At 73.1% G+C, this 23749-nt stretch carries 24 protein-coding genes; 16 read left to right on the plus strand and 8 right to left on the minus strand.

The window, feature by feature from the left end:
* Window positions 1–21 precede the first annotated feature (21 nt).
* The 8 genes from nrdR (at window position 22) to thiL (ending at window position 6023) form a co-directional block, all read left to right on the plus strand.
* Entirely contained in the window at window positions 22–492 is a 471-nt protein-coding gene (nrdR, locus tag WFI16_RS04575) for a transcriptional regulator NrdR (RefSeq protein WP_419896604.1), read from the plus strand.
* A 7-nt stretch (window positions 493–499) separates the two neighbouring features.
* A complete protein-coding gene (locus WFI16_RS04580) occupies window positions 500–1108 on the plus strand; it encodes a GNAT family N-acetyltransferase (RefSeq protein WP_419896605.1) in 609 nt (202 codons plus the stop codon).
* On the plus strand, window positions 1105–2244 hold the full coding sequence (ribD, locus tag WFI16_RS04585; protein WP_419896606.1) for a bifunctional diaminohydroxyphosphoribosylaminopyrimidine deaminase/5-amino-6-(5-phosphoribosylamino)uracil reductase RibD: 1140 nt from the start codon (window positions 1105–1107) through the stop codon (window positions 2242–2244). Before WFI16_RS04580 ends, ribD begins: the two co-directional genes overlap by 4 nt.
* A gap of 1 nt (window position 2245) precedes the next feature.
* Window positions 2246–2848, plus strand: a complete 603-nt coding sequence (locus tag WFI16_RS04590) for a riboflavin synthase (protein ID WP_419896607.1) — start codon at window positions 2246–2248, stop codon at window positions 2846–2848.
* The gene (gene ribB / locus WFI16_RS04595) at window positions 2845–3972 is read left to right on the plus strand and encodes a 3,4-dihydroxy-2-butanone-4-phosphate synthase (RefSeq protein ID WP_419896608.1); all 1128 of its coding nucleotides are present in this window, start codon (window positions 2845–2847) and stop codon (window positions 3970–3972) included. The genes WFI16_RS04590 and ribB overlap by 4 nt, the downstream gene beginning before the upstream one ends.
* Entirely contained in the window at window positions 3969–4466 is a 498-nt protein-coding gene (gene ribH / locus WFI16_RS04600) for a 6,7-dimethyl-8-ribityllumazine synthase (protein WP_419896609.1), read from the plus strand. Before ribB ends, ribH begins: the two co-directional genes overlap by 4 nt.
* Window positions 4463–4978 (plus strand): transcription antitermination factor NusB, encoded by a 516-nt coding sequence (nusB, locus tag WFI16_RS04605; protein ID WP_419896610.1) that lies wholly within the window; start codon window positions 4463–4465, stop codon window positions 4976–4978. Before ribH ends, nusB begins: the two co-directional genes overlap by 4 nt.
* An 82-nt stretch (window positions 4979–5060) precedes the next feature.
* On the plus strand, window positions 5061–6023 hold the full coding sequence (gene thiL / locus WFI16_RS04610) for a thiamine-phosphate kinase (protein ID WP_419896611.1): 963 nt from the start codon (window positions 5061–5063) through the stop codon (window positions 6021–6023).
* 133 nt (window positions 6024–6156) lie between these two features.
* Here thiL and WFI16_RS04615 read toward each other — a convergent pair whose 3' ends face one another.
* Window positions 6157–6693: an outer membrane protein assembly factor BamE gene (locus tag WFI16_RS04615; protein ID WP_419896612.1), complete on the minus strand. Its 537-nt coding sequence runs from the start codon at window positions 6691–6693 to the stop codon at window positions 6157–6159.
* Window positions 6694–6841: 148 nt separating this feature from the next.
* Between WFI16_RS04615 and WFI16_RS04620 the strand changes: the two genes are divergently transcribed.
* From WFI16_RS04620 to WFI16_RS04635, 4 genes are all read left to right on the plus strand, one after another.
* Window positions 6842–7396: a ubiquinol-cytochrome C chaperone family protein gene (locus WFI16_RS04620; protein ID WP_419896613.1), complete on the plus strand. Its 555-nt coding sequence runs from the start codon at window positions 6842–6844 to the stop codon at window positions 7394–7396.
* Entirely contained in the window at window positions 7393–7926 is a 534-nt protein-coding gene (locus WFI16_RS04625) for a YceD family protein (RefSeq protein WP_419896614.1), read from the plus strand. The genes WFI16_RS04620 and WFI16_RS04625 overlap by 4 nt, the downstream gene beginning before the upstream one ends.
* 185 nt (window positions 7927–8111) lie before the next feature.
* Window positions 8112–9839, plus strand: a complete 1728-nt coding sequence (locus WFI16_RS04630) for a L,D-transpeptidase family protein (protein ID WP_419896615.1) — start codon at window positions 8112–8114, stop codon at window positions 9837–9839.
* On the plus strand, window positions 9839–10453 hold the full coding sequence (locus WFI16_RS04635) for a YcbK family protein (RefSeq protein WP_419896616.1): 615 nt from the start codon (window positions 9839–9841) through the stop codon (window positions 10451–10453). Before WFI16_RS04630 ends, WFI16_RS04635 begins: the two co-directional genes overlap by 1 nt.
* A gap of 27 nt (window positions 10454–10480) precedes the next feature.
* On the opposite strand, the gene WFI16_RS04640 is transcribed toward WFI16_RS04635, so the two are convergent.
* Window positions 10481–11737 (minus strand): M20 family metallo-hydrolase, encoded by a 1257-nt coding sequence (locus tag WFI16_RS04640; RefSeq protein ID WP_419896617.1) that lies wholly within the window; start codon window positions 11735–11737, stop codon window positions 10481–10483.
* A gap of 195 nt (window positions 11738–11932) precedes the next feature.
* Between WFI16_RS04640 and WFI16_RS04645 the strand changes: the two genes are divergently transcribed.
* Window positions 11933–12253: a DMT family transporter gene (locus WFI16_RS04645; protein ID WP_419896618.1), complete on the plus strand. Its 321-nt coding sequence runs from the start codon at window positions 11933–11935 to the stop codon at window positions 12251–12253.
* Window positions 12254–12259: 6 nt separating this feature from the next.
* Here WFI16_RS04645 and WFI16_RS04650 read toward each other — a convergent pair whose 3' ends face one another.
* A complete protein-coding gene (locus WFI16_RS04650) occupies window positions 12260–13732 on the minus strand; it encodes an ATP-binding cassette domain-containing protein (RefSeq protein WP_419896619.1) in 1473 nt (490 codons plus the stop codon).
* A 320-nt stretch (window positions 13733–14052) separates the two neighbouring features.
* On the opposite strand from WFI16_RS04650, the gene WFI16_RS04655 reads away from it, so the two are divergent.
* Window positions 14053–15912, plus strand: coding sequence for a diguanylate cyclase domain-containing protein (locus tag WFI16_RS04655; protein ID WP_419896620.1), 1860 nt, complete (start codon window positions 14053–14055; stop codon window positions 15910–15912).
* Window positions 15913–15920: 8 nt separating this feature from the next.
* Here the strand turns inward: WFI16_RS04655 and WFI16_RS04660 are convergent, their stop codons facing one another.
* Both WFI16_RS04660 and WFI16_RS04665 read right to left on the minus strand, forming a co-directional pair.
* Window positions 15921–17639 carry an IlvD/Edd family dehydratase gene (locus WFI16_RS04660; protein ID WP_419896621.1) on the minus strand — a complete coding sequence of 573 codons (1719 nt, stop codon included), beginning with the start codon at window positions 17637–17639 and terminating at the stop codon, window positions 15921–15923.
* Between the two features lie 40 nt (window positions 17640–17679).
* A complete protein-coding gene (locus WFI16_RS04665; RefSeq protein ID WP_419896622.1) occupies window positions 17680–18354 on the minus strand; it encodes a GntR family transcriptional regulator in 675 nt (224 codons plus the stop codon).
* A 126-nt stretch (window positions 18355–18480) separates the two neighbouring features.
* Between WFI16_RS04665 and WFI16_RS04670 the strand changes: the two genes are divergently transcribed.
* The gene (locus tag WFI16_RS04670; protein ID WP_419896623.1) at window positions 18481–19482 is read left to right on the plus strand and encodes a Bug family tripartite tricarboxylate transporter substrate binding protein; all 1002 of its coding nucleotides are present in this window, start codon (window positions 18481–18483) and stop codon (window positions 19480–19482) included.
* A 43-nt stretch (window positions 19483–19525) separates the two neighbouring features.
* Here WFI16_RS04670 and WFI16_RS04675 read toward each other — a convergent pair whose 3' ends face one another.
* The gene (locus tag WFI16_RS04675; protein ID WP_419896624.1) at window positions 19526–21235 is read right to left on the minus strand and encodes an ATP-binding protein; all 1710 of its coding nucleotides are present in this window, start codon (window positions 21233–21235) and stop codon (window positions 19526–19528) included.
* Window positions 21236–21326: 91 nt separating this feature from the next.
* Here WFI16_RS04675 and uraH point away from each other — a divergent pair, with 91 nt between their 5' ends.
* A complete protein-coding gene (gene uraH, locus WFI16_RS04680; RefSeq protein WP_419896625.1) occupies window positions 21327–21683 on the plus strand; it encodes a hydroxyisourate hydrolase in 357 nt (118 codons plus the stop codon).
* On the opposite strand, the gene WFI16_RS04685 is transcribed toward uraH, so the two are convergent.
* Both WFI16_RS04685 and WFI16_RS04690 read right to left on the minus strand, forming a co-directional pair.
* Window positions 21668–22387, minus strand: coding sequence for an SOS response-associated peptidase (locus WFI16_RS04685; protein WP_419896626.1), 720 nt, complete (start codon window positions 22385–22387; stop codon window positions 21668–21670). The genes uraH and WFI16_RS04685 overlap by 16 nt on opposite strands.
* A 131-nt stretch (window positions 22388–22518) precedes the next feature.
* On the minus strand, window positions 22519–23688 hold the full coding sequence (locus WFI16_RS04690; RefSeq protein ID WP_419896627.1) for a M20 aminoacylase family protein: 1170 nt from the start codon (window positions 23686–23688) through the stop codon (window positions 22519–22521).
* Window positions 23689–23749: the final 61 nt, after the last annotated feature.

The following is a 23749-nucleotide window of genomic DNA, read 5'->3' on the forward strand; positions in this document are numbered from 1 at the left end:
GCCAGGTCGGGGAAGCCCCGGATGCGCTGTCCCTTCTGCGGCAGCGAGGACACCCAGGTGAAGGACAGCCGCCCCGCCGATGACGGGGCGGCGATCCGCCGCCGGCGGTCCTGCCCCTCCTGCGGCGCGCGCTTCACCACCTTCGAGCGGGTGACGCTGCGCGAGCTGACGGTGGTGAAGTCCGACCAGCGCCGGGTGCCCTTCGACCGCGACAAGCTGGCGCGCTCGATCCGCATCGCGCTGCGCAAGCGCCCGGTCGACGAGGACCGGGTGGAGCGCATCGTCACCGGCATCCAGCGCCGCCTGGAAGCCGAGGGCGAGAGCGAGATCACCAGCCGCACCATCGGCGAGATGGTGATGGATACCTTGAAGGAACTCGACCAGGTGGCCTATGTGCGCTTCGCCTCGGTCTATCGGAACTTCGGAGAGGCCAGCGATTTCAGGGCCTTCCTCGGTTCCCTCGATGTCGGCAACGACCAGGACAAAGGCTGAGCGCAGCGTGGTCAAGCTTTCCCATCCGGCCGCCCTCGGCGCCGGGGTGTCGGCCGTGGCGCTCGCCTCGGTCCGCGCCGAACCGGGCCTCGTCATCCGCGCCGCCGGCTTCGCCGACCGCCCGGCCCTGGCCGTGCTGGCCGCCGCCGCCTTCGCGCAGGGCGCCACCGCGCTGCTGCCGGCCGGGCTGCGCCGCAGCGCCGATGCCGCCCGCTTCGAGGGCCTCTTCGCCGAGGCGGCGGCGCAGGGCGCCACCCTGCTGCTCGCCGAGCGCGACGGCCGGGCGCTGGGCTGCGTGCTGGCCGAGCCGGTCCTGGCCGGCCCGCCGGGTTCGACCGCCCGCCTAACCGGCGTCTGGGTCTGCCCGGCCGTCACCGGCCAGGGCATCGGCTCGGCGCTGCTGCGCGCGCTGGAAGAGCTGATGGCGGCCGCCGGTGTCGGCTCGCTGCGGGTGCGGGTGCCGAGCGGGCATCTGCGGGCGCTCGGCCTGTTCCGCCGCCGCGGCTATGCCATGCAGGCCGCCGGCCGCCGCACCGAGCCGGTGCTGCAGGTCACCCTGCCGCACAGCGTGCTGGCCAAGCCGCTGCTGGCGCGCCCGGTGCTCGACGCCGCATGACCAGGCTGCCCGGCACGCCCGATCCGCTCCAGGACGCGGCGCTGATGCGCGCCGCGCTGGCGCTGGCCGCGCGGGGCCTGGGCAATACCTGGCCGAACCCCTCGGTCGGCTGCGTCATCACCCGCGAGGGTGAGGTGGTCGGCCGCGGCTGGACCGCGCCGGGCGGCCGCCCGCATGCCGAGACCCAGGCGCTGAAGCGGGCCGGCCATGCCGCGCGCGGCGCCACCGCCTATGTCACGCTCGAGCCCTGCTGCCACTGGGGCCGCACGCCGCCCTGCACCGATGCGCTGATCGCCGCCGGCGTCGCGCGGGTGGTGGTGGCGATGCGCGACCCCGACCCGCGCGTCGATGGCGGCGGCCTGGAGAAGCTGCGCGCCGCCGGGATCGACGTCACCGTCGGCCTGCTGGAGGCCGAGGCGCGGGCGCTAAATGCCGGCTTCGTCAAGGTCGCGACGCGCAACCTGCCGCTGGTCACGCTGAAGCTGGCCTCGACGCTGGACGGCCGCATCGCGACGCGGACCGGCGAGAGTCAGTGGATCACCGGCCCCGCCGCCCGCCGTGCCGCCCATGCGCTGCGCGGCCGGCACGATGCGGTGCTGGTCGGCAGCGGCACCGTGCTGGCCGACGACCCCGAGCTGTCCTGCCGGATCCCTGGCTTCGCGCCGGTGCCCACCGTCCGCGTCGTCGCCGATGCCCGGCTGCGCACGCCCGCCTCCGCCCGGATGCTGCGGGAAGGGCAGGGGCCAGGGAAGGGGCCGGTCTGGATCGCCACCCGCCCAGGCCATCCGGAAGCCGCGCTGGCCGCGCTGCGGGCGGCCGGTGCCACCCTCCTCGAGGTCGCGCCCGACGCCTCCGGCCAGGGGCTCGATGCCGGCGCCCTGCTGCGCGCGCTGGCCGCCCGCGGCCTGACCCGGATCCTGGCCGAGGGCGGCGCCGGTCTCGCCGCCGCGCTGCTGCGCCAGGCCGGGCTGGTCGACCGGCTGGCCTGGTTCCATGCCCCCGCGGTGATCGGCGGCGACGGGCGGGCGGCGCTGGACGCCTTGCCGCTGGAGCTTTTGTCCGCCATGCCCAGATATCGCCGCATCGCCCTGGCGACGCCCGGGCCCGACCTGCTCAGCGAATTCGAGGCTGCCTGACATGTTCACCGGGATCATCACCGCCACCGGCACCGTTGCCGCCATCGAGCCGATCGGCGCCGGCCACGACATGCGGCTCGCCTTGGCCACGCCGCAGGGCTGGCTGGCCGGCGCCGAGATCGGCGCCTCCATCGCCTGCTCCGGCTGCTGCCTGACCGTGGTCACGCTGGAGGAGAACCGCTTCACGGTGGAGGTCTCGGCCGAGACTCTGAGCAAGACCACGCTCGGCCAGTGGCGCGAGGGCAGCCGCATCAACCTCGAGCGCGCGCTGAAGATGGGCGACGAGATGGGCGGCCATGTCGTCTCCGGCCATGTCGATGGCGTGGCCGCGCTTCTTTCGGCGACCCACGAGAACGGGTCGCTCCGTTGCCGTTTCCGGCTGCCGAGCGAGCTGGCGCGCTTCGTCGCCCAGAAGGGCTCGATCACCATCGAGGGCGTCTCGCTGACGGTGAACGAGGTCGAGGGGCTGGATTTCGGGGTCAACCTGATCCCCCATACCGCCGCCGTGACCACGCTGGGCGAGCTGGCGCCGGGCCGACAGGTGAATATCGAGATCGACATGCTGGCGCGCTACGTCGCCCGGCTGCGGGAGTTCAACGCATGACTGTCCAGACGCAGCAGACCTCCTTCGCCGACTTCATCAGCCCCACCGAGGAGCTGCTGGAGGAGGCCCGCCGCGGCCGCATGTTCATCCTGGTCGATGACGAGGACCGCGAGAACGAGGGCGACCTGGTGATCCCGGCGCAGTTCGCGACGCCGGATGCCATCAACTTCATGGCCCGCCACGCCCGCGGCCTGATCTGCCTGGCCATGGCCAAGAGCCGGGTCGAGCAGCTTGGCCTGCCGCTGATGGCGCAGAGCAACGGCACCCGGCACCAGACCGCCTTCACCGTCTCGATCGAGGCGCGGGAAGGGGTGACCACCGGCATCTCGGCTGCCGACCGCGCCCGCACGGTCGCGGTCGCCATCAACCCGGAAAGCCGCCGCGACGACATCGTCACCCCGGGCCATGTCTTCCCGCTGGTGGCGCGCGAGGGCGGCACGCTGGTCCGCGCCGGCCATACCGAGGCGGCCGTGGACTTCTCGCGCCTCGCCGGCCTGAACCCCGCCGGCGTGATCTGCGAGATCATGAACGAGGACGGCACCATGGCCCGCATGCCGGACCTGGTGGCCTTCGCCCAGCATCACGGGCTGAAGCTCGGCACCATCGCCGACCTGATCGGCCATCGCCGCCGCACCGAGCGGCTGGTCAAGCGGGTCGAGGATTCCCGCCTGACCGACCTGCCCGGCGGCGAGTGGCGCGTCGTCGTCTATGCCAACACGCTGGAATACGGCGAGCATGTCGCGCTGGTGAAGGGCGACCTGGCGCGGCCCGGCCCGGTGCCGGTGCGCATGCATGCGGTGAACCTGTTCACCGACATCGTCGGCACCAGCGGCTCGGGCGAGCTGCACCGCGCCATGGCCGCCATCGCCGATCTCGGCCGCGGCGTCGTGGTGCTGATCCGCGACGTCAAGCCGACCTCGCTCTCCGAGCGGCTGCGCGCCGGCCGCGCCCGCGGCCCCGGCGCGGAGCTGCGCGACTACGGCATCGGCGCGCAGATCCTGGCCGATCTCGGCGTGCGCGAGATGCTGCTGCTGACCAACCATCCCAAGGCCATTGTCGGGCTGGAAGGCTACGGGCTGACCGTGGCCGAGACCCGCCCCATCGAGGAAGCAGGCGCCGCATGAGCACCGCCGACGCGCCGGAACGCGCCATCCCCACCATCCCCGGCCGCCCGCCGCGCATCCTGCTGATCCAGGCCCCCTATTACGAGGCGGTCGTGGGCGGCATGCGCCGTGGCGCCGAGAAGATCCTGACGCAGATCGGCGCCAGCATGGACGTCGTCGACGTCGCCGGCGCCTATGAGCTGCCGGCGGCGCTGCGCATGGCGATCCGCCGCTCGGCCGAGGCCGGCACCATCACCTGGGACGGCTTCCTCCTCCTCGGCTGCGTGGTGAAGGGCGAGACCGACCACTACCAGTTCATCTGCGACGCCGTCTGCCAGGGCGTCATGGACATCAGCGGCGAGACCGGCGTGCCGCTGGGCTTCGGCCTGCTGACCGTTGAGAACCTGGCCCAGGCCGAGGCGCGCAGCGCCGACGACCACCACAACAAGGGTGGCGAGGCGGTGCAGGCCGTGCTGCAGCAGATCATCCTGGCGCGCCGCTGGGGGCTGGCATGAGCGACACCCCGAAGGGCGCGCCGAAGAAGCCCGCCCCGAAGCAGCCTGTCGCCGGCCGCCCGCGCACCGGCTCCCGCGTTGCCGCCATCCAGGCGCTGTTCCAGTCCGATATCAACGCCGAATCGGCCGAGACCGTGCTGGACCAGTTCGTCCGCTTCCGCATCGGCCCCGATGCCGGCGGCTTCGAGGATGGCCGCATCCCACTGGCCGACGTGCCGCTCTTCACCAAGGTGGTGCGCGGCGTGGCCGGGCAGGGCGAGACGCTGGACGCGATCCTGCAGGGCCACCTGCAGGGCGAATGGACCGTCCCCCGGCTCGACCCGGTGCTGCGCGCCCTGCTGCGCGCGGCGGCCTACGAGCTCTCCGCCGGGGCGGAGCCGCCGGCCCGCGTCGTGATCAACGAATACATGGACATCGCCCACGGCTTCTTCTCGGGGGAGGAGCCGCGGTTTGCCAATGGCGTGCTCGACGCCATGGCGCGGTCGCTCAGGGCGGGCGAGTTCCAGAAGTAGGCAAAGCAAGGCAAGGCTGGGGGAAGGAATTCCCCCAGGCCCCCTTCTTTTTTCTGCCCGTTAAGGCAAGGAGGCGACAGCCATGACGCTTCCTGCCGAATTCTCCCTCATCGCCCGACATTTCGCGCCGCTCGCGTCGCCCGGCGGCCTCGGGCTGACCGATGACGCGGCCCTGCTGACGCCGCCGCCGGGGCGCGAGCTGGTGCTCGCGGCGGATGCCATGGTCGCCGGCGTCCACTTCCTGCCCGACGACCCGGCCGAGACCATCGGGCGCAAGCTGCTGCGCAGCAACCTCTCCGACCTGGCCGCCATGGGCGCGGCGCCGCTCGGCTATCTGCTGACCGTCGGCCTGCCGCGCGGCACCCCCGATGCCTGGATCGAGGGCTTCGCCGCCGGCCTGGCGCTGGACCAGCAGGAATTCGGCCTGGGCGTGCTGGGCGGCGACACCGTCTCGACGCCCGGGCCGATCCACCTGTCGCTGACCATCCTCGGCCATGTCGCCCCCGGCACCGCGCTGCGGCGCGACGGCGCCCGGCCGGGCGACGAGATCTGGGTCTCGGGCAGCATCGGCGACGGCTATCTGGGCCTGGCCGTGCTGCAGGGCCGGCTGCCGATGGAGGCCTTCCTGGCCGAGCGCTACCGGCTGCCGCGGCCGCGGCTGGCGCTGGGCCTCGGCCTGGTCGGGCTGGCGCATGCCGCGATGGATGTCTCGGACGGGCTGCTGCAGGATCTCGGCCATCTCTGCCGCGCCAGCCGGCTGGCCGCCCGGATCGAGGCGGCGGCGGTGCCGCTCTCGGTCCCGGCCGCGGCGCTGGTCGCGGCCGATGCCACGCTGCGGCCGAAGCTGCTCACCGGCGGCGACGATTACGAGCTGCTATTCGCCGCGCCGCCGGAGGCCGGGCCCGCCATCGAGGCACGGGCGCGCGAGGCCGGCGTCGCGGTCACCCGCATCGGGCGTTTCGCCGCGGGCGAGCCGGCGGTCGCGGTGGTGGACGAGGCGGGCGTCGCCCTGCCGGCCGGGCCGGGCGGCTGGAGCCACTTCTGACACGAAAACAGCGCGACCTGTCAGGTCGCGCTGTCGAGGGGCCGTTGCACGTCCTGTCGCCACCTGGACACGGCAGTCTGAAAGAAAAAAGATGGGGTCCAGGGGAATTCATTCCCCTGGCCTTTATCCGGTTTTACCGCCCCGGACCGCCGCCCGGACCCGCATCCTGGGCGGTCAGCCCGCCCGCACCGACGCGGCCGATATTGCCGAACAGCGCCTGCAGCACGGTGCGCTCGGTGCCCGGCACCGGGGTGGTGCGCTCGACCATGCCGACATCGGTCCGCATGTCGCCTTCGCCCAGCTCGCGGATCTGGCGCAGGGTGCCGCCATCGTCGAAGGTCATGACCACGACGCGCTGGTTCTCGACCGCGCCATGGCTGCCGGGGCGCAGCCGGGTGGTCGCGCTGATATAGTACCAGTGGTTGCGGTCGAAGGTGCCGGTGGCGCTGGGCGGGCCCAGCAGCGCCTGCACATCGGCCTGGGTCTGCACGCCGGGCGAGAGCTGCGCCAGCAGATCCGGATCGGCCTTGTTGCCGCGCTGCACCGGCGGCGCCTCGAAGACCGAGCAGCCGGCGGCGGGCAGCGCCAGGGCGAGGGCGAGCAGCGCCGCCCGGGCGCGGCTGCGCGTCGGCCGGCGGTTCAGCTTGCTGCAGGAGGTGTCGCTGGTCACGGGCGCCCAAATTCCTCTTGGCCAGGCCCCGCGCGCCGTCGGATTGACCGGCGCGGGGATGCAGTCCATCTGCATGCCCGATTGCCACCGCCCCGCACCGGGGTCAACCGGCGCCTGCATGCGCCGCCATTGGGGAGCCGTTCCGACCATGGCCCTGTTCGGCCTGTTCCGCCGCCGACCGCATGAACGGACGGGTTTCGAGCTGTATGGCGCCGCCGTGCGCGCCGCCCGCCATCCGGCCTTCTTCGCGCGGCTGGGCGTGCCCGACACGCTGGACGGCCGCTTCGACCTGATCGGCCTGCAGGTGGCCCTGCTGATCCGCCGGCTGCACCGCGATCCCGACCGGCGCGGCGCCGCCCTGGCCCAGGCGGTGTTCGACGCCATGTTCGCCGACATGGATTTCAACCTGCGGGAAATGGGCGTGGGCGACATGTCCATCGCCCGCCGGGTGAAGACCATGTGGGAGGCCTTCCACGGCCGGGCCCAGGCCTATGAGGCGCCGCTCGAGGCGGGCGACCCGGTGGCGCTGGCCGCCGCCCTGGCCCGCAATGTCTGGCGCGGCACCCTGGCCGATGGGGCGGCGGAGCCCGCCGCCCTGGCCGCGCTGGCCTTCTCCACGGATGCCCTGCTGGCGCGGCAGGGGATGTCCCAATTCCTGGCTGGCGAGGCGCGCTTCGCCGCCCCCGAGGATGCTTCGTCATGACCACCCCTGATCCGGTCCTGGAATTCTCCCGCACCCTGCCCTGGGGGGCGATCGGCCCCGAGGGGCGCCGCCAGGCCTGGACCGCGACGCCCGCCGAATGCGCGGCGCTGGCGAAGCGCTTCGACATCCCGGCGATCCATGCCTTCTCGGTCGAGCTGCAGCTCGAGCATGAGCGCGGCGGCACCATCCGCTGCCGCGGCCAGCTGAAGGCGCAGGTGGTGCAGAGCTGCGTCGTCACGCTGGAGCCGGTCGAGCAGGCGGTGGAGGAGGCGGTCGACCTGCGCATCCTGCCGCCGGGGCGCGACGCCACCGATGATCCGGAAGGCCCGGACGAGATCGAGACCGAGCGCGGCAGCATCGAGCTGGGCGAGCCCCTGGCCGAGCAGCTGTCGCTGGCGCTCGATCCCTATCCGCGGGCCCCGGGCGCCGTCCTGCCGGAGGCCGACCTCGATGACGAGGAGGACGCCGCCGCGGCAGAGGCGCCGGCCCGGCCCAACCCCTTCGCGGTGCTGAAGGGCGGAAAGAAATAGGCCAGCGGCAGCCTGGCCGGCACTGCCGGCCGGGCCGCCCCTGCGGCGCAGCATCGCCGGCCGGTCAAGCCTCCGTTGGGCCCTGCGGATAAGGCATCGTCAGCCCTTTCAAGCCTCTCCACCGGCGCGTAACAACGGTGTATCAAGACTGGCGGGGGCGGACGGCCCCCTGTTATGGAGGCGTCATGCGCCGCAGAGACCTGTCCGCTTTGCTGTTCACCCTCGGCCTGCCGGTCCTGGGCCTGCCCGCGCTGAGCGGTCCGGCCCTCGCCGCCGCGCCGGTGCCGGCGGGCGCGGCGCAGCCGGGCTGGGAGGCGCTGCTGCGGCTGGCCGCCCGGCTGCGGGCGCTGGACGCGGACGGGCTGACGCCGCGCTACTACGACATCCCCGAGGATGCGCGCGCCGCCGCCGACCCGAACGGCTATGTCGCCGCGCTCTATGCCGCGGCGCTGGCGGCGATGACCGACCTGCTGCAGGGCCGGGTGCGCGAGATCGCCGGCCGCCCCGACATCCGCCGCGAGCCGCCGCCGCTGGCCGCGTGGCAGACCAGCCTCTATGGCAGCGCCGAGCCGGCCGAGGTGATCGAGCGCGCCGCGCTGTTGCCGCCCGACATGCCGGCGCTGCGCCTGGCGCTGCAGGCCGCCCGCGCCCGGGTCGAGGCCGGCGGCTGGCCGACCATCCCGGCCGGCGTCGGCACGCTCGACCCCGGCATGGAGGATGCCCTCCGCATTCCCGCGCTGCGCGGCCGCATCGCCGCCGACGACCAGGAGCTGGCCGCTGCCATCGCCGCGGCGCCGGAGATGGCGCAGGCGCCGCTCTATGATGCGCCGCTGGAGGCGGCGGTGCGCCGCTGGCAGACGGCGAACGCCCTGGAAGCCGATGGCCGCGTCGGCCCGGCGACGCAGCGCCTGCTGAACCGCCCGGCCGAGGCCTGGCTGGGCCAGATCCGCGTGGCGATGGACCTGCGCCGCGGCCAGGGCGCGCCGCCGCCGGGCCGCCGCATCGAGGTGAACATCCCCGAATTCCGCCTGCGGGTGATGGAAGGCAACCGCCAGACCATGAGCATGGCGGTGGTGGTCGGCAAGCAGGCGCGCGCCACGCCGCCGCTGAACGTCCGCATGACGGCGGTGCAGTTCAACCCGCCCTGGGGCGTGCCCGAGCGCAATGCCCGCGAGGACCTGCTGCCGAAGTTCCGCCGCGACCCCCGCGCCATGATGGAGAAGGGCTTCCGGCTGTTCACCACCGTGGGTGGCGAAAGGGTGGAAGTCGATCCGACCACCATCGACTGGTCCAGCCTGAACGCCCGCAACTTTCCCTACTATGTCCGGCAGGATGCCAGCGATGTCAGCGCGCTGGGGCGGCTGAAATTCGTCATGCCGAATGGCGACGACATCTACCTGCACGACACGCCGGACCGGCATCTGTTCGGCCGCGCCGACCGCGCGCTGTCCTCCGGCTGCATCCGGCTGAGCCAGCCGATGGAGCTGCTGGAGCTGGTGCTGGACGGCGTGCCGGGCTGGGACCGGGCGCGGGCGCAGCGCGCGCTGGACAGCCGGCAGACCAGCTTCGTCGGCCTGCCGCGCACCATCCCGGTGCGGCTGGCCTACAACTCCGTCGTGGTGGAGCAGGGGCGCGTGCGCATCCACCAGGACATCTACGGGCTGGACGCCGCCTATCAGCGCCTGCTCGACCAGCGCCGCCCGGCGGTCGCGCCCGTTGCCCCGCCCGCCAGCGCCGGCACGCCGGTGGCGCGCAGCACGCCGCGGCCCGAAGCCACCCGCAGCGAGACGGCGCGCAGCGAGACGGCCCGGCCCCAGCCGGTCCGCGCCGCCGCCACCCCGGCGCGGGCCGAGGGTGTCTCCGCCCGTGCCCAGGCCACCCCCACGACCCCATCGAGTACGACAATCGAGTGATGCTGTTCCGACGCTTCGCCACGCCCCGTCCCGCTGTTCCCCGGCATGCCGCCGGCGACTGCCCCTGCTGCGATCCGGCCATGGCCGGGCGGCGCGAGGTGATCGCCGCGGGTCTCGGCCTGCTGGCCTGCGCCGCCGTGCCGGGATCGGCGCGCGCCGTGACCCTGCCGCCGGTGCGCAGCATCAAGGTGGAGCGCAGCTATACCGAGGACAGTTTCGAGGGCGTCTATTTCCGCGACGGCCGCTATGACCGCGAGGCGCTGCACAAGCTGGACTGGGTGTTCCGCGACCTCTCCGCCGCCGAGGTGACGCCGATGGACCCGCGGCTGTTCGACGTGCTGAGCGCGGTGGCCGGCCGGCTCGACGCCGCCGAGGCTTTCGTCATCTCCAGCGGCTACCGCACGCCGGAGCACAATGCGCGCAATGTGCGCCGCGCCGGCGGGGCTTCCGCCGTGTCGCTGCACATGTCGGGCATGGCGGCGGATTTCCGCCTGCCGGGGCGCGACCCCTATGGCGTGGCGCGGACGGCGGCGCAGATGCAGGTGGGCGGCGTCGGCCTCTACCGCCGCGAGGGTTTCGTCCATCTCGACTGCGGGCCGCCGCGGCGCTGGTGAGGGAAGGGGCCGCGAGGCCCCTTTTTTTCAGGCCGCCAGCTCGAGCAGCGCCGCCGCCAGCACCCGCGTCCCCTTCGCCAGCTGCTCCGGCGTCGAATATTCCGACGGGTGATGGCTGACGCCGTCGCGGCAGGGCACGAAGATCATCCCCGAGGGGCAGAGCGGCACCAGGAACTGCGCGTCGTGGAAGGCGCCCGAGGGCATGCGCAGCGGCTTCAGCCCCTGGGCCAGGGCGGCGCGCTCGATGGCGCCCGGCACCTCCGGCTGGAACTCGACCGGCAGGGCGAAGAAACGCTCGGTGACCGTGGCGCGGCAGGCTTTCAGCGCCGCCTGGATGACGCCGGGGATGGCGGCGCCGCGCGCCAGCAGCACGTCCTTGTCCGGGTGGCGGAAGTCGATGGTGAAGCGGGCGCGGTCGGCCACCGTGTTCGAGGAATTCGGCGACACCTCGACCTTGCCCACGGTGAAGCGCAGCACGTCGGCCGGGTCGTGCATCAGCTGGTTCAGCGCATTGATGGCGCGCACCATGTCCTGCACCGCGTCCTGCCGCTGCGACAGCGGGGTGGTGCCGGCATGGTCGGTCTTGCCCTCGATCTCGACCAGGAACCAGCGGCTGCCCTGGATGCCGGTGACCACGCCGATATCCAGCCCGCCGGCTTCGAGGCGCGGCCCCTGCTCGATATGCGCCTCGACATAGGCATGCGGGCGATAGGCGCCGAGCGGCCGGCGCGGCAGGTCGGCCTCGAGCGCCAGGTGTTCGTCGAGCGCCGCGCGGAAGGGAATGCCCTCGGGATCGAGCACCGCGTCCCAGGTGTCGGGTTTCGCGAAGCCGGACCAGGCCATGCTGCCCATGCAGCCGGGGGCGTAGCGGCCGCCTTCCTCGTTGGTCCAAGCCACCACCTCGATCGGGCGGCGGGTGGCGATGCCGGCCTCGCGGATTGCCTGCACCGCCTCGAGGCCTGCCAGCACGCCCCAGATGCCGTCGAAGCGGCCGCCATTCGGCTGGCTGTCCATGTGGCTGCCGGTCAGCACCGGCGCGGCCTCGGGATCGGTGCCCTCATGCCGCAGGAAGAGGTTGCCCAATTCGTCGGTGCTGACCGTGAGGCCCAGCGCCTCGGCCCAACTGATAAGAAGGCGGCGCGCCTCGCGGTCCAGCGGCGACAGGCAGGGGCGGTTGACCCCGTCGCCCGGGATGGCACCGAGCCTGGCCATCTGCATCAGCCGGTCCCATTGCCGCGCCTCGTCCACCGCCGCGATCAGGTTGGGTGCCACGCTCTCGCTCATGATCCGCGCCTTGCCGTTTCTCCCCGGTATTCCTGACAGGCGCCCGGCGAAAGGCAACGGGGGGCGCGCGGCTTGACCCCCTGGCCCGCCGCATGCTGAGAGGCGAGGGCGAGGCCACGTCCTCCTCCCTGGCGGGTCCCCCCCTGCGGATCGAAGTCCGGGACGGCCCGGCGGTGCTTCTGCAGGGAGGCCGCCATGGCCTGGATTCTGTTGACGATCGCCGGCCTGTTCGAGGTGGTCTGGGCCACCGCGATGAAGCAGTCGGCCGGCTTCACCCGGCTCTGGCCCAGCCTCATCACCTTCGCCGCCATGCTGGTCAGCTTCGGCCTGCTGTCCTGGTCGATGCGGGTGCTGCCGCTGGGCACCGCCTATACCCTCTGGACCGGCATCGGCGCGGTCGGCGCCTTCACCATCGGCGTGCTGTTCCTCGGCGAGGCGCTGACGCCGCTGCGGGTGCTGGCCGCCCTGATGATCGTCGGCGGGCTGGTGCTGATGAAGCTGTCCAGCCCGCAGTAACCGTCGTCAGTCGGGACCGTCGACTTCCCGCAATTTCCCGCCCTCGATGCGCAGGAAGCGGGTGCCGAGGCGGGCGATGCAGTGCCGGTCATGCGAGACCAGCAGGCAGGCCGCCTCGGCCTCCAGCACGGCCTCTTCCAGCGCCTCGCGGCCGGGGATGTCCAGGTGGTTGGTCGGCTCGTCCAGCAGGAAGAAATTCGGCGCCTGCAGCCGCAGCGCCAGCAGCCCCAGCCGCGCCCGCTGCCCCGGCGACATTTTTTTCAATTCCCGCTGCTGGTCGGGCACCGGGATGCCGGCGCCGGCCAGCAGGCGGCGGGCGGCCGCGTCGCCGCCGCTGGTCAGGCCAGCGATCAGCCGCTCGGCGCTGCTGTCGGGCGGCAGATGCGCCAGCCCCTGGTCCAGGTAGCCGGGGCGCAGCGCCGGGCTCGCCGCGATGCCAGGCCGCGGGCTGGCGATGGCCTGGCGCAGCAGCTGCAGGAAGCTCGACTTGCCGCTGCCATTGGCGCCGAGCAGCACCAGCCGCTCGCCGGCGCCGATCGCCAGCGCGCCGCTGCGGAACAGGCGCTTGCCGTCGGGGGCGGTGACCCATTGGTCCTCGACGGTCAGCAGCCGCTTCGCATGCAGCGCGCCGACGGCCAGCCGGATCGTTCCGGCCCGCGGCGCGGCGGGCGGGGGCGGCGCCGAGGCCTCGACCACCGCGGCGCGCCGGCCGAGCTGTGCCGATTTCCGCAGCGCCGTGTCGCTGCGCCGGTTGACCCCGACATTCTTCAGCTCGGCGGCGGAGCGGCGCAGGCGGTCGGCCTCGCCAGCGGCGCGCGCCGCCCGCCCGGCCTGGGCCTCCGCGCGCGCCGCCAGCAGCTGCACCGCCCGGGCATAGGGCGCGGGCGCCAGGAAGGAATCGGCCGGCCGCAGGAAGAGGGTGCGCGGGCAGGCCTCGTCGAGGAAGGCGCGGTCATGGCTGGCGACCACCAGGGCCGGCGCGCCGGGGGCGGTGGCCCAGCGGGTCAGCAGGTCGATCTTCGCCAGGTCCAGGTGGTTGGTCGGCTCGTCCAGCAGCAGCAGCGCCGGATCGGCCAGGAACCCGCGCGCCAGCAGCGCCAGCCGCTGCCAGCCGCCGCTGAGCTGTCCCAGCGCCGTCGCGCGCAGCGCCTCGGGGGCTTCCAGCTCCTCCAGCATGGCCTCGGCCCGCCAGGCGCCGTGGGCGCGCTCGGCCGGCGGGATGGCGCGGCGCAGCGCCTCGGCCAGCGTCAGCCCGGCGAGCGCCTCGGGCAGTTCCTGCGGCACCAGCAGCGCGGTGGCGCCGCGCGCCAGGGTCAGGCGGCCGGCGGTCGGCGCCTGCTGCCCGGCCAGGCAGCGCAGCAGGGAGGATTTGCCGGCACCATTGATGGCGACCAGCCCCAGCCGGTCGCCGGCGGACAGGGAGAAGCTCAGGGCATCGAACAGCGGCGCGAGCGACAGAGCGCTGGCTTGCAGCAACATCGTGAAGAAATCCGATCAGCGGCGGGCCCGATGGCCAGCCATCGCCGCGTCCCCTGGCGGCGACACGGCCCCGAAGGGCAGGAAGCGGGGCTGGTTCAGCCCGGTCCGCTGGCCTGCCCCATGACGATAGCCTGCCATGGGGCGGGGAAGGGCCCGCGCGGCGTATGCTGGCCGTATGACGTCATGCGGCCCTCCTGCGGCGCGGGGTGATCGGTGACGGCAGCCTAGCGCCGCCCGGCCGGGGCGGGAAGCCCCGCGGCTTTATCGCTTGCTTAAGCGCGCCCGGCGACCCTCTGCCGCCATTTGCTGCGGCCCCCGCGATGAACCCTTCCACCCTGCGCCGGCAGGCCCTGCTGCTGATGCTGTTTCTCGCCCTCGCGGTGATCGCCGCGGAGGCGTGGAACTATGCGGCGGGCCGCCGGCACGAGATCGTCTCGATCCAGGAGGGCATGGCCAATCTGGCCCGCTCGGTCGCGCAGGAGACCGAGAGCAGCATCGCCATGGCCGATGTGGCGCTGATCGGCTTCGCCCAGGCCATGCAGTCCGACAGGGCGGCGCTGGACCGGGTGCAGGGCCATCTCTGGAGCCAGCTGGAAACCCAGCCCCTGCTGCGCGGCCTGGCGCTGCAGGATGCCGAGGGCCGGCTGCTGGCCGGCCTCGCCGCGCGTGGCGGCGTGGTGCAGCCCGACACGCCCGTGCTGCTGGCGCCGGCGGCCGAGCTGCAGCGGCATCTGACGCGGCCCGGCTGGCAGCTGCTGGTCGGCGCCCCGCAGCGCGTGCCGGGCGGGGAGGACTGGATCATCCCGCTGTCGCGCCGCTTCGAGGATGCCGATGGCCGGCTCGCCGGGCTGGTGGTGGCGGCCCTCGACCTCGGCGCGCTGGAGCAGCGGCTGGGCGGCTTCGCTCTCGGCCGGCGGGGCTCGATGATGTTGATCCGCGACGACGGGCTGCTGCTCGTCCGCTTCCCCTCGCTGGTCAGCGCCTTCGGCCGCCGCTTCGACTTCGCCCAGCATGACGAGGCCGGGCCGGGCGATCCCAGCGGCCGCACCGACTACATCTCGCCGATCGACGGGCGGCGGCGCATTGGCGCCTACCACATCAGCCCGACCTACGGCATCGGCGTCGGCGCCGCCCGCGAGCTGCAGGAGGCGCTGGCCGCCTGGAAGCTGCGCGCCTGGGCCAGGCTGGCGGTGATGGCGGTGCTGCTGATCGCCTCGCTGACCCTCGGCCTGCACCTGATCCGCCAGGTGCTGCGGCGCCAGGCCGCCGAGCAGGCGCGGCTGGCCAGCGAGGCGCATTTCCGCCTGCTGGCCGAGCATGCCTCGGACATGGTTGCCCGGCTCGGGCCGGACGGGCGCTTCCGCTACGTCTCGCCGGCGGCGCAGCGGCTGATCGGCGTGCCGCCCGAGGCGCTGCTCGGCCGGCCGATCGCCGATGTCGCGCTGGAGGAGGACCGGCCGGCCCTGGCCATGGCGCTGGCCGAGGCCGACCACCCCGGCCACCGCGGCCAGGTCGCCTTCCGGGTCGCGCGCGACGACGGCGCCACCGCCTGGATCGAGACCACGCTGCAGCGGGTGCAGGAGAGCGGCGAGGGCGCCGGCTATGTCACCGTCTCGCGCGATGTCACCGACCGCCGCGCCCTGGAGGAGGAGCTGTCGACGCGGGCCACCACCGACGGGCTGACCGGGCTGGCCAACCGCCGGCACCTGGACGAGGCGCTGGCGCGCGCCTGGCAGCAGGCGGTGGAACGCGGCGCGCCGCTGGCCGTGCTGCTGCTCGACATCGACCATTTCAAGCTGTTCAACGACCAGTATGGCCACCAGGCGGGCGATGCGGCGCTGCGCGCGGTGGCCGCAGCCATCCGCCGCTGCATCCGCGACAAGGACGATGTGGCGGCGCGCTATGGCGGCGAGGAATTCGCCGTCATCCTGCCCGGCGCCGAGGCCGCCGGCGCCGCCCGCGTCGCCGAGCGGGTGCGCCAGGCGATCGCCGGGCTGGCCATCCCGCATGTTCGCCATCCGCTCGGCCATGTCACCACCAGCATCGGCATCGCCGCCTGGTGCCCCTCGGCGCCGGCCGACATGGCCGTCTCCACCGGGCCGGAGCAGCTGCTGGCCGCCGCCGACGCCGCCCTCTACGAGGCCAAGCGCCAGGGGCGGAACCGCACCATCGCCGCCTGAGCGCCCCCTTACGGCTTGTTCGGCCTGGCCAGCAGGAAGTCGAGGTCGCAGCCCTCATCGGCCTGCAGCACCTCGCGGCGGTACAGCCGGGCATAGCCGCGCGGCGGCTCGGCGGCGGTGGCGGCTTGCGCGTCGCGGCGGCGCTGCAGCTCGGCCTCGTCCACCAGCAGGTCGATGCGGCGCTGCTGCACCGACAGGCGGATGCGGTCGCCGTTGCGCACCAGCGCCAGCGGCCCGCCCGAGGCGGCATCCGGCGTCACATGCAGCACGATGGTGCCATAGGCGGTGCCCGACATGCGGGCGTCGGAAATCCGCACCATGTCCTTCACCCCCGCCCGCGCCAGCTTGGCCGGGATCGGCAGGTAGCCGGCCTCCGGCATGCCCGAGGGCGACAGCGGCCCGGCATTCTGCAGCACCAGGAAATCATCCGCCGTCGCGTCGAGGTCCGGGCTGTCGATGCGCTGCGCCAGATCCTCCAGCGAGCTGAAGACCACGGCGCGGGCCTCCTTCTCGAACAGCGTCGGATCGGCCGCCGCCCGCTTCAGGATGGCGCCGCGCGGTGCCAGGCTGCCGAAGAGGGCGACCAGCCCGCCCTGCGGCTGCAGCGGCTCCTCCCGGGTGCGGACCACGTTGCGGTCGACATAGCCGGCCGGCTGCGCCAGCCGCTCGCCCAGCGTCTGGCCGGAGACGGTCAGGGCGTCGAGATGCAGCAGCGGCTTCAGCTCGCGCAGCACCGCGCCGATGCCGCCGGCCACATGCAGGTCTTCCATGTAGAAGGGGCCGGTCGGCTTCAGGTCGACCAGCACCGGGGTGGTGTCCGACAGTTCGTTCAGCCGGTTCAGGTCGATCTTGATGCCCGCCCGTCCGGCGATGGCGGTCAGGTGGATGATGGCATTGGTCGAGCCGCCGATCGCCAGCAGCAGCCGCAGCGCGTTCTCCACCGATTTCTCGGTGATGATCTGGCTCGGCCTGATCTTCTTCGCCGCCAGCATCATCGCCGCCTTGCCGGAGGCCTCGGCCGCGCGGATGCGGTCGGCATGCACGGCGGGGATGGCGGCGGTGCCCGGCAGCATCATGCCCAGCCCCTCGGCCAGCGAGGCCATGGTGCTGGCGGTGCCCATCACCGCGCAGGTGCCGGCGGTGGTGGCCAGGTTCTCCTCGACCTCCTCGATGGTGGTCTGGTCGATCTCGCCGGCGCGGTACTTGGCCCAGAAGCGGCGGCAATCGGTGCAGGCGCCGAGCCGCTCGCCGCGCCAGCGCCCGGTCATCATGGGCCCGGTCACCACCTGGATGGCGGGAACATCGGCCGAGACCGCGCCCATCAGCTGCGCCGGCACCGTCTTGTCGCAGCCGCCGACCAGCACCACCGCGTCCATCGGCTGGCCGCGCACCATCTCCTCGGTGTCCATGGCCATCAGGTTGCGGAAGAACAGGCTGGTCGGGTTGAGGAACACCTCGCCCAAGGAGATCGTCGGGAACTCCAGCGGCAGCCCGCCGGCGGCCAGCACGCCGCGCTTCACCGCGGTGACCAGCTCCGGCACCAGCCGGTGGCAGTTGTTGAATTCCGAATAGGTGGCGGCGATGCCGATCACCGGCTTCTTCATCAGCTCGCGCGAATAGCCCATGGCGCTGGCCATCGACAGCCGCAGGTAGCGGGCGAAATCCATGTCGCCGTAATTGGTCAGGCCGCGGGTCAGGCCGACGGGTTCTTGCTTCTCATCGCTCATGGACGGTCTTCCTCAGGGGTCGGAGGGGCGGGCAGGGGAATCAGGCGGACAGGAAGGCGGCCTGGGCGCGCAGATAGGCCTGGCGGGACGGCGCCAGGTGGTTGCCGCAGAGCCGCGTCAGGCCCTCGCGGTCGCCGCTGGCCAGCGCCGCCAGCATCGCATGGTGCTCGTCGCGGGCGCGGGCCAGGGCCGCCGGGTCGGGGAAGGCGGCGAAGCGAATGGCATGCGCCCGCTGCGCCAGCCGCTCGATCGCCTCGGCCAGGAAGGCATTGCCGCAACGGGCGAAGAAGCCGCGGTGGAAGGCGAGATTCGCCCGGAAGGCCGCCCGCGCATCGCCCGCTGCCACCGCCGCGTCATGCGCCGCCTGCAGCGCGCGCAGGGCGGCGAGCTCGGCCTCGGGCAGGGGCAGCGGCATCTGCTGCGCCGCCTGCCGCTCCAGCAGGTCGCGCAGGGCATAGAGCTGCTCGACCTCGGCCAGGCTGTAGGCCTTGACCAGCGCGCCGCGGTTGGGAATGCGCTCGATCAGCCCGATCCCCTCCAGCAGGGTGAGGGCAGCGCGGATATTGTGCCGGCTGGCGGCGAAGCGCTCGGCCAGTTCCTCCTCGATCAGCCGCTCGCGCGGATGCAGCCGGCCGAAGACGATGTCCTCTTCCAGGGCCGCGGCGATGGCGGCGGGCAGCGGGGTCGGCGCCTCGGCGCGCAGGGCCTGCGGCATCGGAGTCTCCGGGATGGGTCCGGGCCTAGCCTAATCGGCGACGGGATTGTCGACAATCCGGTTGACTCACCCATGTTCCGGCTTCGACACTGGCGCCCAGAAGAAGAACCCATGGAGGAAGTCCCGATGCGCAATCCCCTGTTGCGGCATCCCGTGTCCCGTCGTGCCTGGCTGGCCGCGCCCGCCCTGCTGCTGGCCCGCCCGGCCAGCGCCGCCGAATTCCCCGACCGCACCATCACCATCGTCGTGCCCTTCGCCCCGGCCGGCGCCACCGACCTCGCCGGCCGCGTGCTGGCCGACCGGATGGGCCCGCTAATGGGACCGCAGGGCCGCGTGGTGGTGGAGAACAAGCCGGGCGCCGGCTCGGCGCTGGGTGCCGAATATGTCCGCCGGGCACGGCCGGACGGCTATACCCTGCTGGTCGGCTCCGCCTCGACCCTGGCGGTGGCGCCCGCCGCCCAGCCCGCCGTCGCCCGCTACAACCCGGCCGAGGATTTCTCCCCGATCGCCATCGTCGGCACCAGCGCCCTCGGCCTGGTGGTCCCCACCGCCTCCGGCATCAAGTCGATCCCCGAGCTGGTGCAGAAGCTGCGGGCCGATGGCGGCAAGCATGGCTATGCCAGTTCCGGCGTCGGCGGCGTCTCGCATCTGGCCTCGGCGCTGTTCAGCAAGCTGGCCGATGCGCCGGCCAACCACATCCCCTATCGCGGCGGCAGCTCGGTCGCCGAGGCCCTGCTGAAGCAGGAGGTGCTCTTCGCCGTCGACCAGATCGCCTCGATCGTCGGCCAGATCCGCGACGGGCAGCTCACCCTGCTGGCGGTCACCACCGCCACCCGCGACCGCAGCTTCCCGAACGTGCCGACCCTCGCCGAGGCCGGGGTCAAGGAATACGAGCTCTCCACCTGGACCGCGCTGGTGGCGCCCAAGGACACCCCGGCCGAGGTGGTCGCCCTTCTCAACCGCGCCGCCAATGGCGCGCTGCGCGAGGCGGCCGTGCGCGAGCGGCTCTCCACCAGCGGCACCGATCCGCGCGACGACAGCACGCCGGAGACGACGAAAGCCTTCCTCGCGGCGGAATTCGCACGGTTCAAGGGGGTCGTGGAGCAAACGGGGCTGAAGATCGAATGAGCCAGCAAGGCCGGGGGAAAGTATTCCCCCGGTCCCCCTTCTGTCAGTCGGCAGCAGCCATCAGCAGGGCAGTGCGCATCGCCTGCTCGCTGTCGAGCCAGCCGGTCTCGTTGTCGTCGGCGGCGAGCGTCAGCCCCTCGGGCGACAGCACATGCTTCACCTGGGCGTCGCGCCAGGCCTTCTGGCCGCGCTTCGCCAGCCCATGCGCCAAAGCACGGGCCAGGCGCAGCACCATCGCCCGCTCGGCCACCAGCTGGGCGGCGGCCGCCACCGCCTCGGGCTCGGCCTCCGGCGGCGCCAGCGCCCGCAGCCGCTCGGCCAGCAGCCCGACCGCCGGATAGGCGAGGTTCACATGCAGCTGGTGCGTCTCGGCATAATAGGCCGCCGCCCGCTCGGCGAGGTCGCGGTCGGCGATCTCCTGCGCGTCGCGCAGCAGCACCAGCGCCGGTGGCACCTCGAAGACCGGACCCGGGGGCGGACCCGGTGGCGAGCTAGGCGGCGCGGCGGCATCGGTGGCGGCGCGGGGCGCGGCAGGCGCCGCGGCGGCCACGGCCGGCTGGGCGCGCGGCCGCAGCCGCGCCACCTCCAGCCGCTCCAGCAGCTCCTGCATGGTCTGCCGGGCTTCCTCGGCATAGAGCGCCTCGGGCTGCGCCTCGGCCAGCTTCGCCGACAGCCAGCGTGGCAGGTGCTTCGCCAGCAGCCCGGCGAAGTCGAGCAGCCTGACCTGCGCCTGGCTGCCGCCGCGATAGCGCAGGAATTCGCGATAGGCCTCGGGCTGCACCGGATAGGTGTCGGGCAGCTCGACCAGCAGGCTGACGTGGCGCGACAGGAAGGGGATGCCGAAGCCCGGCGCCTCCCGCCGCCAGGCGGCGCCCCAGAGCAGGCCGTAGATCTCGTCGCGATGCACCACGGCGCCGAGGCTCTTGCGCGCCTCGGCCAGGCTGGCCTCGGGGTCGAAGGCATAGTGCAGCACCGTGCCGTCCGGCAGCCGCACCGCCTCGTAGCCGGCGCCGTCCTCTGGCCTCAGGGCGGCCAGCCGCGCCGCCAGGCTTTGCACCGCGACCGCCGCCTTGTTGCCGGCGACGCCGGGCTGCAGCACCACCTCGATGCCGGCGGGAAAGCGGAAGAAGCGGTGGGTGATGGTGTGCGGCAGCCAGCGCGGCGAGACCTTGGGCTGGCCGTGATAGGGGTCCAGCGTGGTGTCCTGCCCCGGCGCCTGGCCGAGCAGCACCACCTCGGTCCAGTCGGCGGCCGGGTCGCGGCCCTCGGCGCGGGCGGCCGTGGTCGCCGGGATCACGTCGGCCATCGCGCCCTCCGGCCCGGGGCGCCGCAGCCGGCCATAGACGCCCTCGAACCGGCCGATCACCACCTCGTGGACCGCGCCCTCATGCGCCGAGCGGTAGCGCAGGCCGCGGGTGTTGGAGGGCAGCGCCGCCACCTTCGCCCCCATGCCGAAATTGCGGTCGAGCCCGGTCTCCTTGCGGATCGAGGCGGCGATGTCGCCCATGGCGAAGAGCTCGGGCCCGGTCATGCCGCGGCCGCTGTTCCAGATCGCCAGCTTGCGGGTGCCCTCCACCGGCAGCGCCGAGAATTCCACCCGCCGCTGCCCTTCCGGCGCGGTGGCGGCCGCCTCCAGCGCGTTCTGCAGCAGCTCGCGGATCATCATCGTCCTCGGGCAGCGCTCGATCATCGAGGCGACGAGGAAATCCTCGTCCTGCACCTTCAGGCGGGTGACCTTGGCGTCGCGGCTCACGGCGTCTCCTTCCGGGGAACTTGTCGGCGAGGGGCGCCGGCGGCACCCTCAGATTCGATCAGCCGCGCCCGATTGCAAGCAGGATGCCCGCATGAGCCAGGCCAGCGCCCTTTCCACCCATGTCCTGAACACCGCCGAGGGCCGCCCGGCCGCGGGCGTCGCCATCGAACTCTGGCGGATGGATCCGGCGCCGCAGCGCGTCGCCGCCGCGGTGACCGATGCCGATGGCCGCCCCGGCGCGCCGCTACTGCCGCCCGAGGCGTTCCGCCCCGGCCGCTACGAGCTGCGCTTCTTCATGGGCGACTATTTTGCCGGGCGCGGCATCGGCCCGGCCGAGCGCTTCCTCGACGTTGTCACCGTCGCCATCGGCCTGGCGGCGGGGCAGGGGCATTACCACGTGCCGCTGCTCTGCTCGCCCTTCTCCTACACCACCTATCGCGGCTCGTAGGGGGAGGGGTCGTCGAGCTCGGGCGGCGGCCGCGCCGCCGGGTCGCGGGCGATCAGCCCGGCATCATTCTCGGTGAATTTGCCGACGCGCGCGCCGACCGGCCAGCAGGCAAGATCCTCGGCCGGGCTCGGACGCAGCAGCGGGCGCGGATCGCCTTCCGCCTCGCCGAGCCAGAGCGGCCAGTCCTCCCGCGCCAGGATCACCGGCATGCGGTGGTGCACCAGCGCCTGCTTGGCATTGGCCTCGGTGGTGACGATGGAGAAGGTCTTCAGCCAGGTGCCATCCGGCTGCTGCCAGCCTTCCCACAGCCCGGCCAGCGCCATCGGCTGCCCCAAGCGCAGCGCGACCGCATAGGGCTGCTTCCGGCCGTCCTCCTGCCGCCATTCATAGAAGCCGTCGGCAGGCACCAGGCAGCGGCGCCTGAGGAAAGCCTCGCGGAAGGAGGGCTTGGTGTCGATGCCGTCGGCGCGGGCATTCATCAGCCTGGCCGCGCCGGAGGCATCCTTGGCCCAGCGCGGCACCAGCCCCCAGCGCAGGACGTCGAGGTGGCGGGCGCCGCTCTGCGGATTGCGCCGCAGCACCGGCGCCTGCTGCGTCGGCGCCACGTTCCAGGAGGGCGCCGCGTCATTGGGCAGTGGGGTGTCGACCTCGAAATAGGCGGCGAGGTCGACGATCTCCTTCTGCCGGAAGTAGCGCCCGCACATGTCTTTCGGACTGCCGTGTCAGCGTGGCGAGGACGGGCGGGCCGGCCCGGTCATGGCACGACCTGACAGGTCGCGCCGCGGCCGCGCGCCGCGCCCGTCCTTCCCACCCACGGCGCGGCCGCCCGACCGAGTCACTTCGGCAGCAGCTGCTCGGCCAGCGTCGCGAAGAAGCTGGCGCCGACCGGCAGGATGGCGTCGTTGAAGTCATACTTCGGATGGTGCACCTGCGGGTCGCCGGCCGACTTGCCACCGCCCAGGAACAGATAGGCGCCGGGCTTCTCGTTCAGCATGAAGGCGAAATCCTCGCCGCCCATGGTGGGCTTCGGCAGCTCGGCCACCTTGCCCTCGCCGGAGACGGTGCCGGCGGCGCGGATGGCGAGCTTCGTCGAGGCCTCCTCGTTGATCGTCGCCGGATACATGCGGGTGAACTTGACGTCGGCGCGGGCGCCATAGGCGGCGGCGATGCCGGTGGCGAGCTCGGTCACCTTGCTCTCCAGCACGTCGCCGATCTCCGGCTTGAACCAGCGCGCGGTGCCGTGCAGGCGGACGCTTTCGGGGATGACGTTGAAGGCATGGCCGCCGGTGATGCTGCCGATGGTGACCACGCCGGCCTCGACCGGCTCGATGTTGCGGGCGACGATCGACTGGAAGGCGGTGACGATCTGCGCCGCGATCACCACCGGGTCGTTGCCCTGGTGCGGCATGGCGCCATGCGCGCCCTTGCCGGTCACCGTGATGTCGATATCGGCGACGGCGGCCATCAGCGGCCCGACGCGCCAGGCGAATTCGCCGGCCGGCAGCGACGGCCAGTTGTGGATGCCGAAGACGCGGTCGACGGGGAAGCGGTCGAACAGGCCCTCCTTCACCATCACCTCGGCGCCGCCGCCGGATTCCTCGGCCGGCTGGAAAAAGACATAGACGGTGCCGGCGAAGTTGCGGGTCTCGGCCAGGTACTTGGCCGCCCCCAGCAGCATCGAGGTATGGCCGTCATGGCCGCAGGCATGCATCTTGCCCGGGATGGTGGAGGAATAGGCGACGCCGCTCTCCTCCAGGATCGGCAGCGCGTCCATGTCGGCGCGCAGGCCGATCGCGCCCCCGGGGGCGCTGCCGCGGATCACGCCGACCACGCCGGTCTTGGCGATGCCGGTCACCACCTCGTCGACGCCGAAGCTCTTCAGCTTCTCGGCGACGATGCCGCTGGTCCGCACCTCCTCGAAGGCCAGCTCCGGATGGCGGTGGAAGTCCTGGCGCCAGGCGGTCATTTCGTCGTGGAAGGCGGCGATGCGGTTTAGCACGGGCATGGGCGGTGTTCCGGCAGTTCTGGATCGGGTGGCCGACAGCTTTGCGCCACGGGGCGCGGCC

It is taken from the genome of Roseomonas sp. USHLN139 (assembly GCF_037145735.1).
In the GTDB taxonomy this organism is placed as follows: Bacteria; Pseudomonadota; Alphaproteobacteria; order Acetobacterales; family Acetobacteraceae; genus Pseudoroseomonas.

What these genes read in the sequence shown, in the direction of transcription:
- nrdR (WP_419896604.1), top strand. Translation starts at nt 22, where the DNA reads ATGCGCTGTCCCTTCTGCGGCAGCGAGGACACCCAGGTGAAGGACAGC.
- ribD (WP_419896606.1), top strand. Translation starts at nt 1,105, where the DNA reads ATGACCAGGCTGCCCGGCACGCCCGATCCGCTCCAGGACGCGGCGCTG.
- WFI16_RS04590 (WP_419896607.1), top strand. Translation starts at nt 2,246, where the DNA reads ATGTTCACCGGGATCATCACCGCCACCGGCACCGTTGCCGCCATCGAG.
- ribB (WP_419896608.1), top strand. Translation starts at nt 2,845, where the DNA reads ATGACTGTCCAGACGCAGCAGACCTCCTTCGCCGACTTCATCAGCCCC.
- ribH (WP_419896609.1), top strand. Translation starts at nt 3,969, where the DNA reads ATGAGCACCGCCGACGCGCCGGAACGCGCCATCCCCACCATCCCCGGC.
- nusB (WP_419896610.1), top strand. Translation starts at nt 4,463, where the DNA reads ATGAGCGACACCCCGAAGGGCGCGCCGAAGAAGCCCGCCCCGAAGCAG.
- thiL (WP_419896611.1), top strand. Translation starts at nt 5,061, where the DNA reads ATGACGCTTCCTGCCGAATTCTCCCTCATCGCCCGACATTTCGCGCCG.
- WFI16_RS04620 (WP_419896613.1), top strand. Translation starts at nt 6,842, where the DNA reads ATGGCCCTGTTCGGCCTGTTCCGCCGCCGACCGCATGAACGGACGGGT.
- WFI16_RS04625 (WP_419896614.1), top strand. Translation starts at nt 7,393, where the DNA reads ATGACCACCCCTGATCCGGTCCTGGAATTCTCCCGCACCCTGCCCTGG.
- WFI16_RS04630 (WP_419896615.1), top strand. Translation starts at nt 8,112, where the DNA reads ATGCGCCGCAGAGACCTGTCCGCTTTGCTGTTCACCCTCGGCCTGCCG.
- WFI16_RS04635 (WP_419896616.1), top strand. Translation starts at nt 9,839, where the DNA reads ATGCTGTTCCGACGCTTCGCCACGCCCCGTCCCGCTGTTCCCCGGCAT.
- WFI16_RS04640 (WP_419896617.1), bottom strand. Translation starts at nt 11,737, where the DNA reads ATGAGCGAGAGCGTGGCACCCAACCTGATCGCGGCGGTGGACGAGGCG.
- WFI16_RS04645 (WP_419896618.1), top strand. Translation starts at nt 11,933, where the DNA reads ATGGCCTGGATTCTGTTGACGATCGCCGGCCTGTTCGAGGTGGTCTGG.
- WFI16_RS04650 (WP_419896619.1), bottom strand. Translation starts at nt 13,732, where the DNA reads ATGTTGCTGCAAGCCAGCGCTCTGTCGCTCGCGCCGCTGTTCGATGCC.
- WFI16_RS04655 (WP_419896620.1), top strand. Translation starts at nt 14,053, where the DNA reads ATGAACCCTTCCACCCTGCGCCGGCAGGCCCTGCTGCTGATGCTGTTT.
- WFI16_RS04660 (WP_419896621.1), bottom strand. Translation starts at nt 17,639, where the DNA reads ATGAGCGATGAGAAGCAAGAACCCGTCGGCCTGACCCGCGGCCTGACC.
- WFI16_RS04665 (WP_419896622.1), bottom strand. Translation starts at nt 18,354, where the DNA reads ATGCCGCAGGCCCTGCGCGCCGAGGCGCCGACCCCGCTGCCCGCCGCC.
- WFI16_RS04670 (WP_419896623.1), top strand. Translation starts at nt 18,481, where the DNA reads ATGCGCAATCCCCTGTTGCGGCATCCCGTGTCCCGTCGTGCCTGGCTG.
- uraH (WP_419896625.1), top strand. Translation starts at nt 21,327, where the DNA reads ATGAGCCAGGCCAGCGCCCTTTCCACCCATGTCCTGAACACCGCCGAG.
- WFI16_RS04685 (WP_419896626.1), bottom strand. Translation starts at nt 22,387, where the DNA reads ATGTGCGGGCGCTACTTCCGGCAGAAGGAGATCGTCGACCTCGCCGCC.
- WFI16_RS04690 (WP_419896627.1), bottom strand. Translation starts at nt 23,688, where the DNA reads ATGCCCGTGCTAAACCGCATCGCCGCCTTCCACGACGAAATGACCGCC.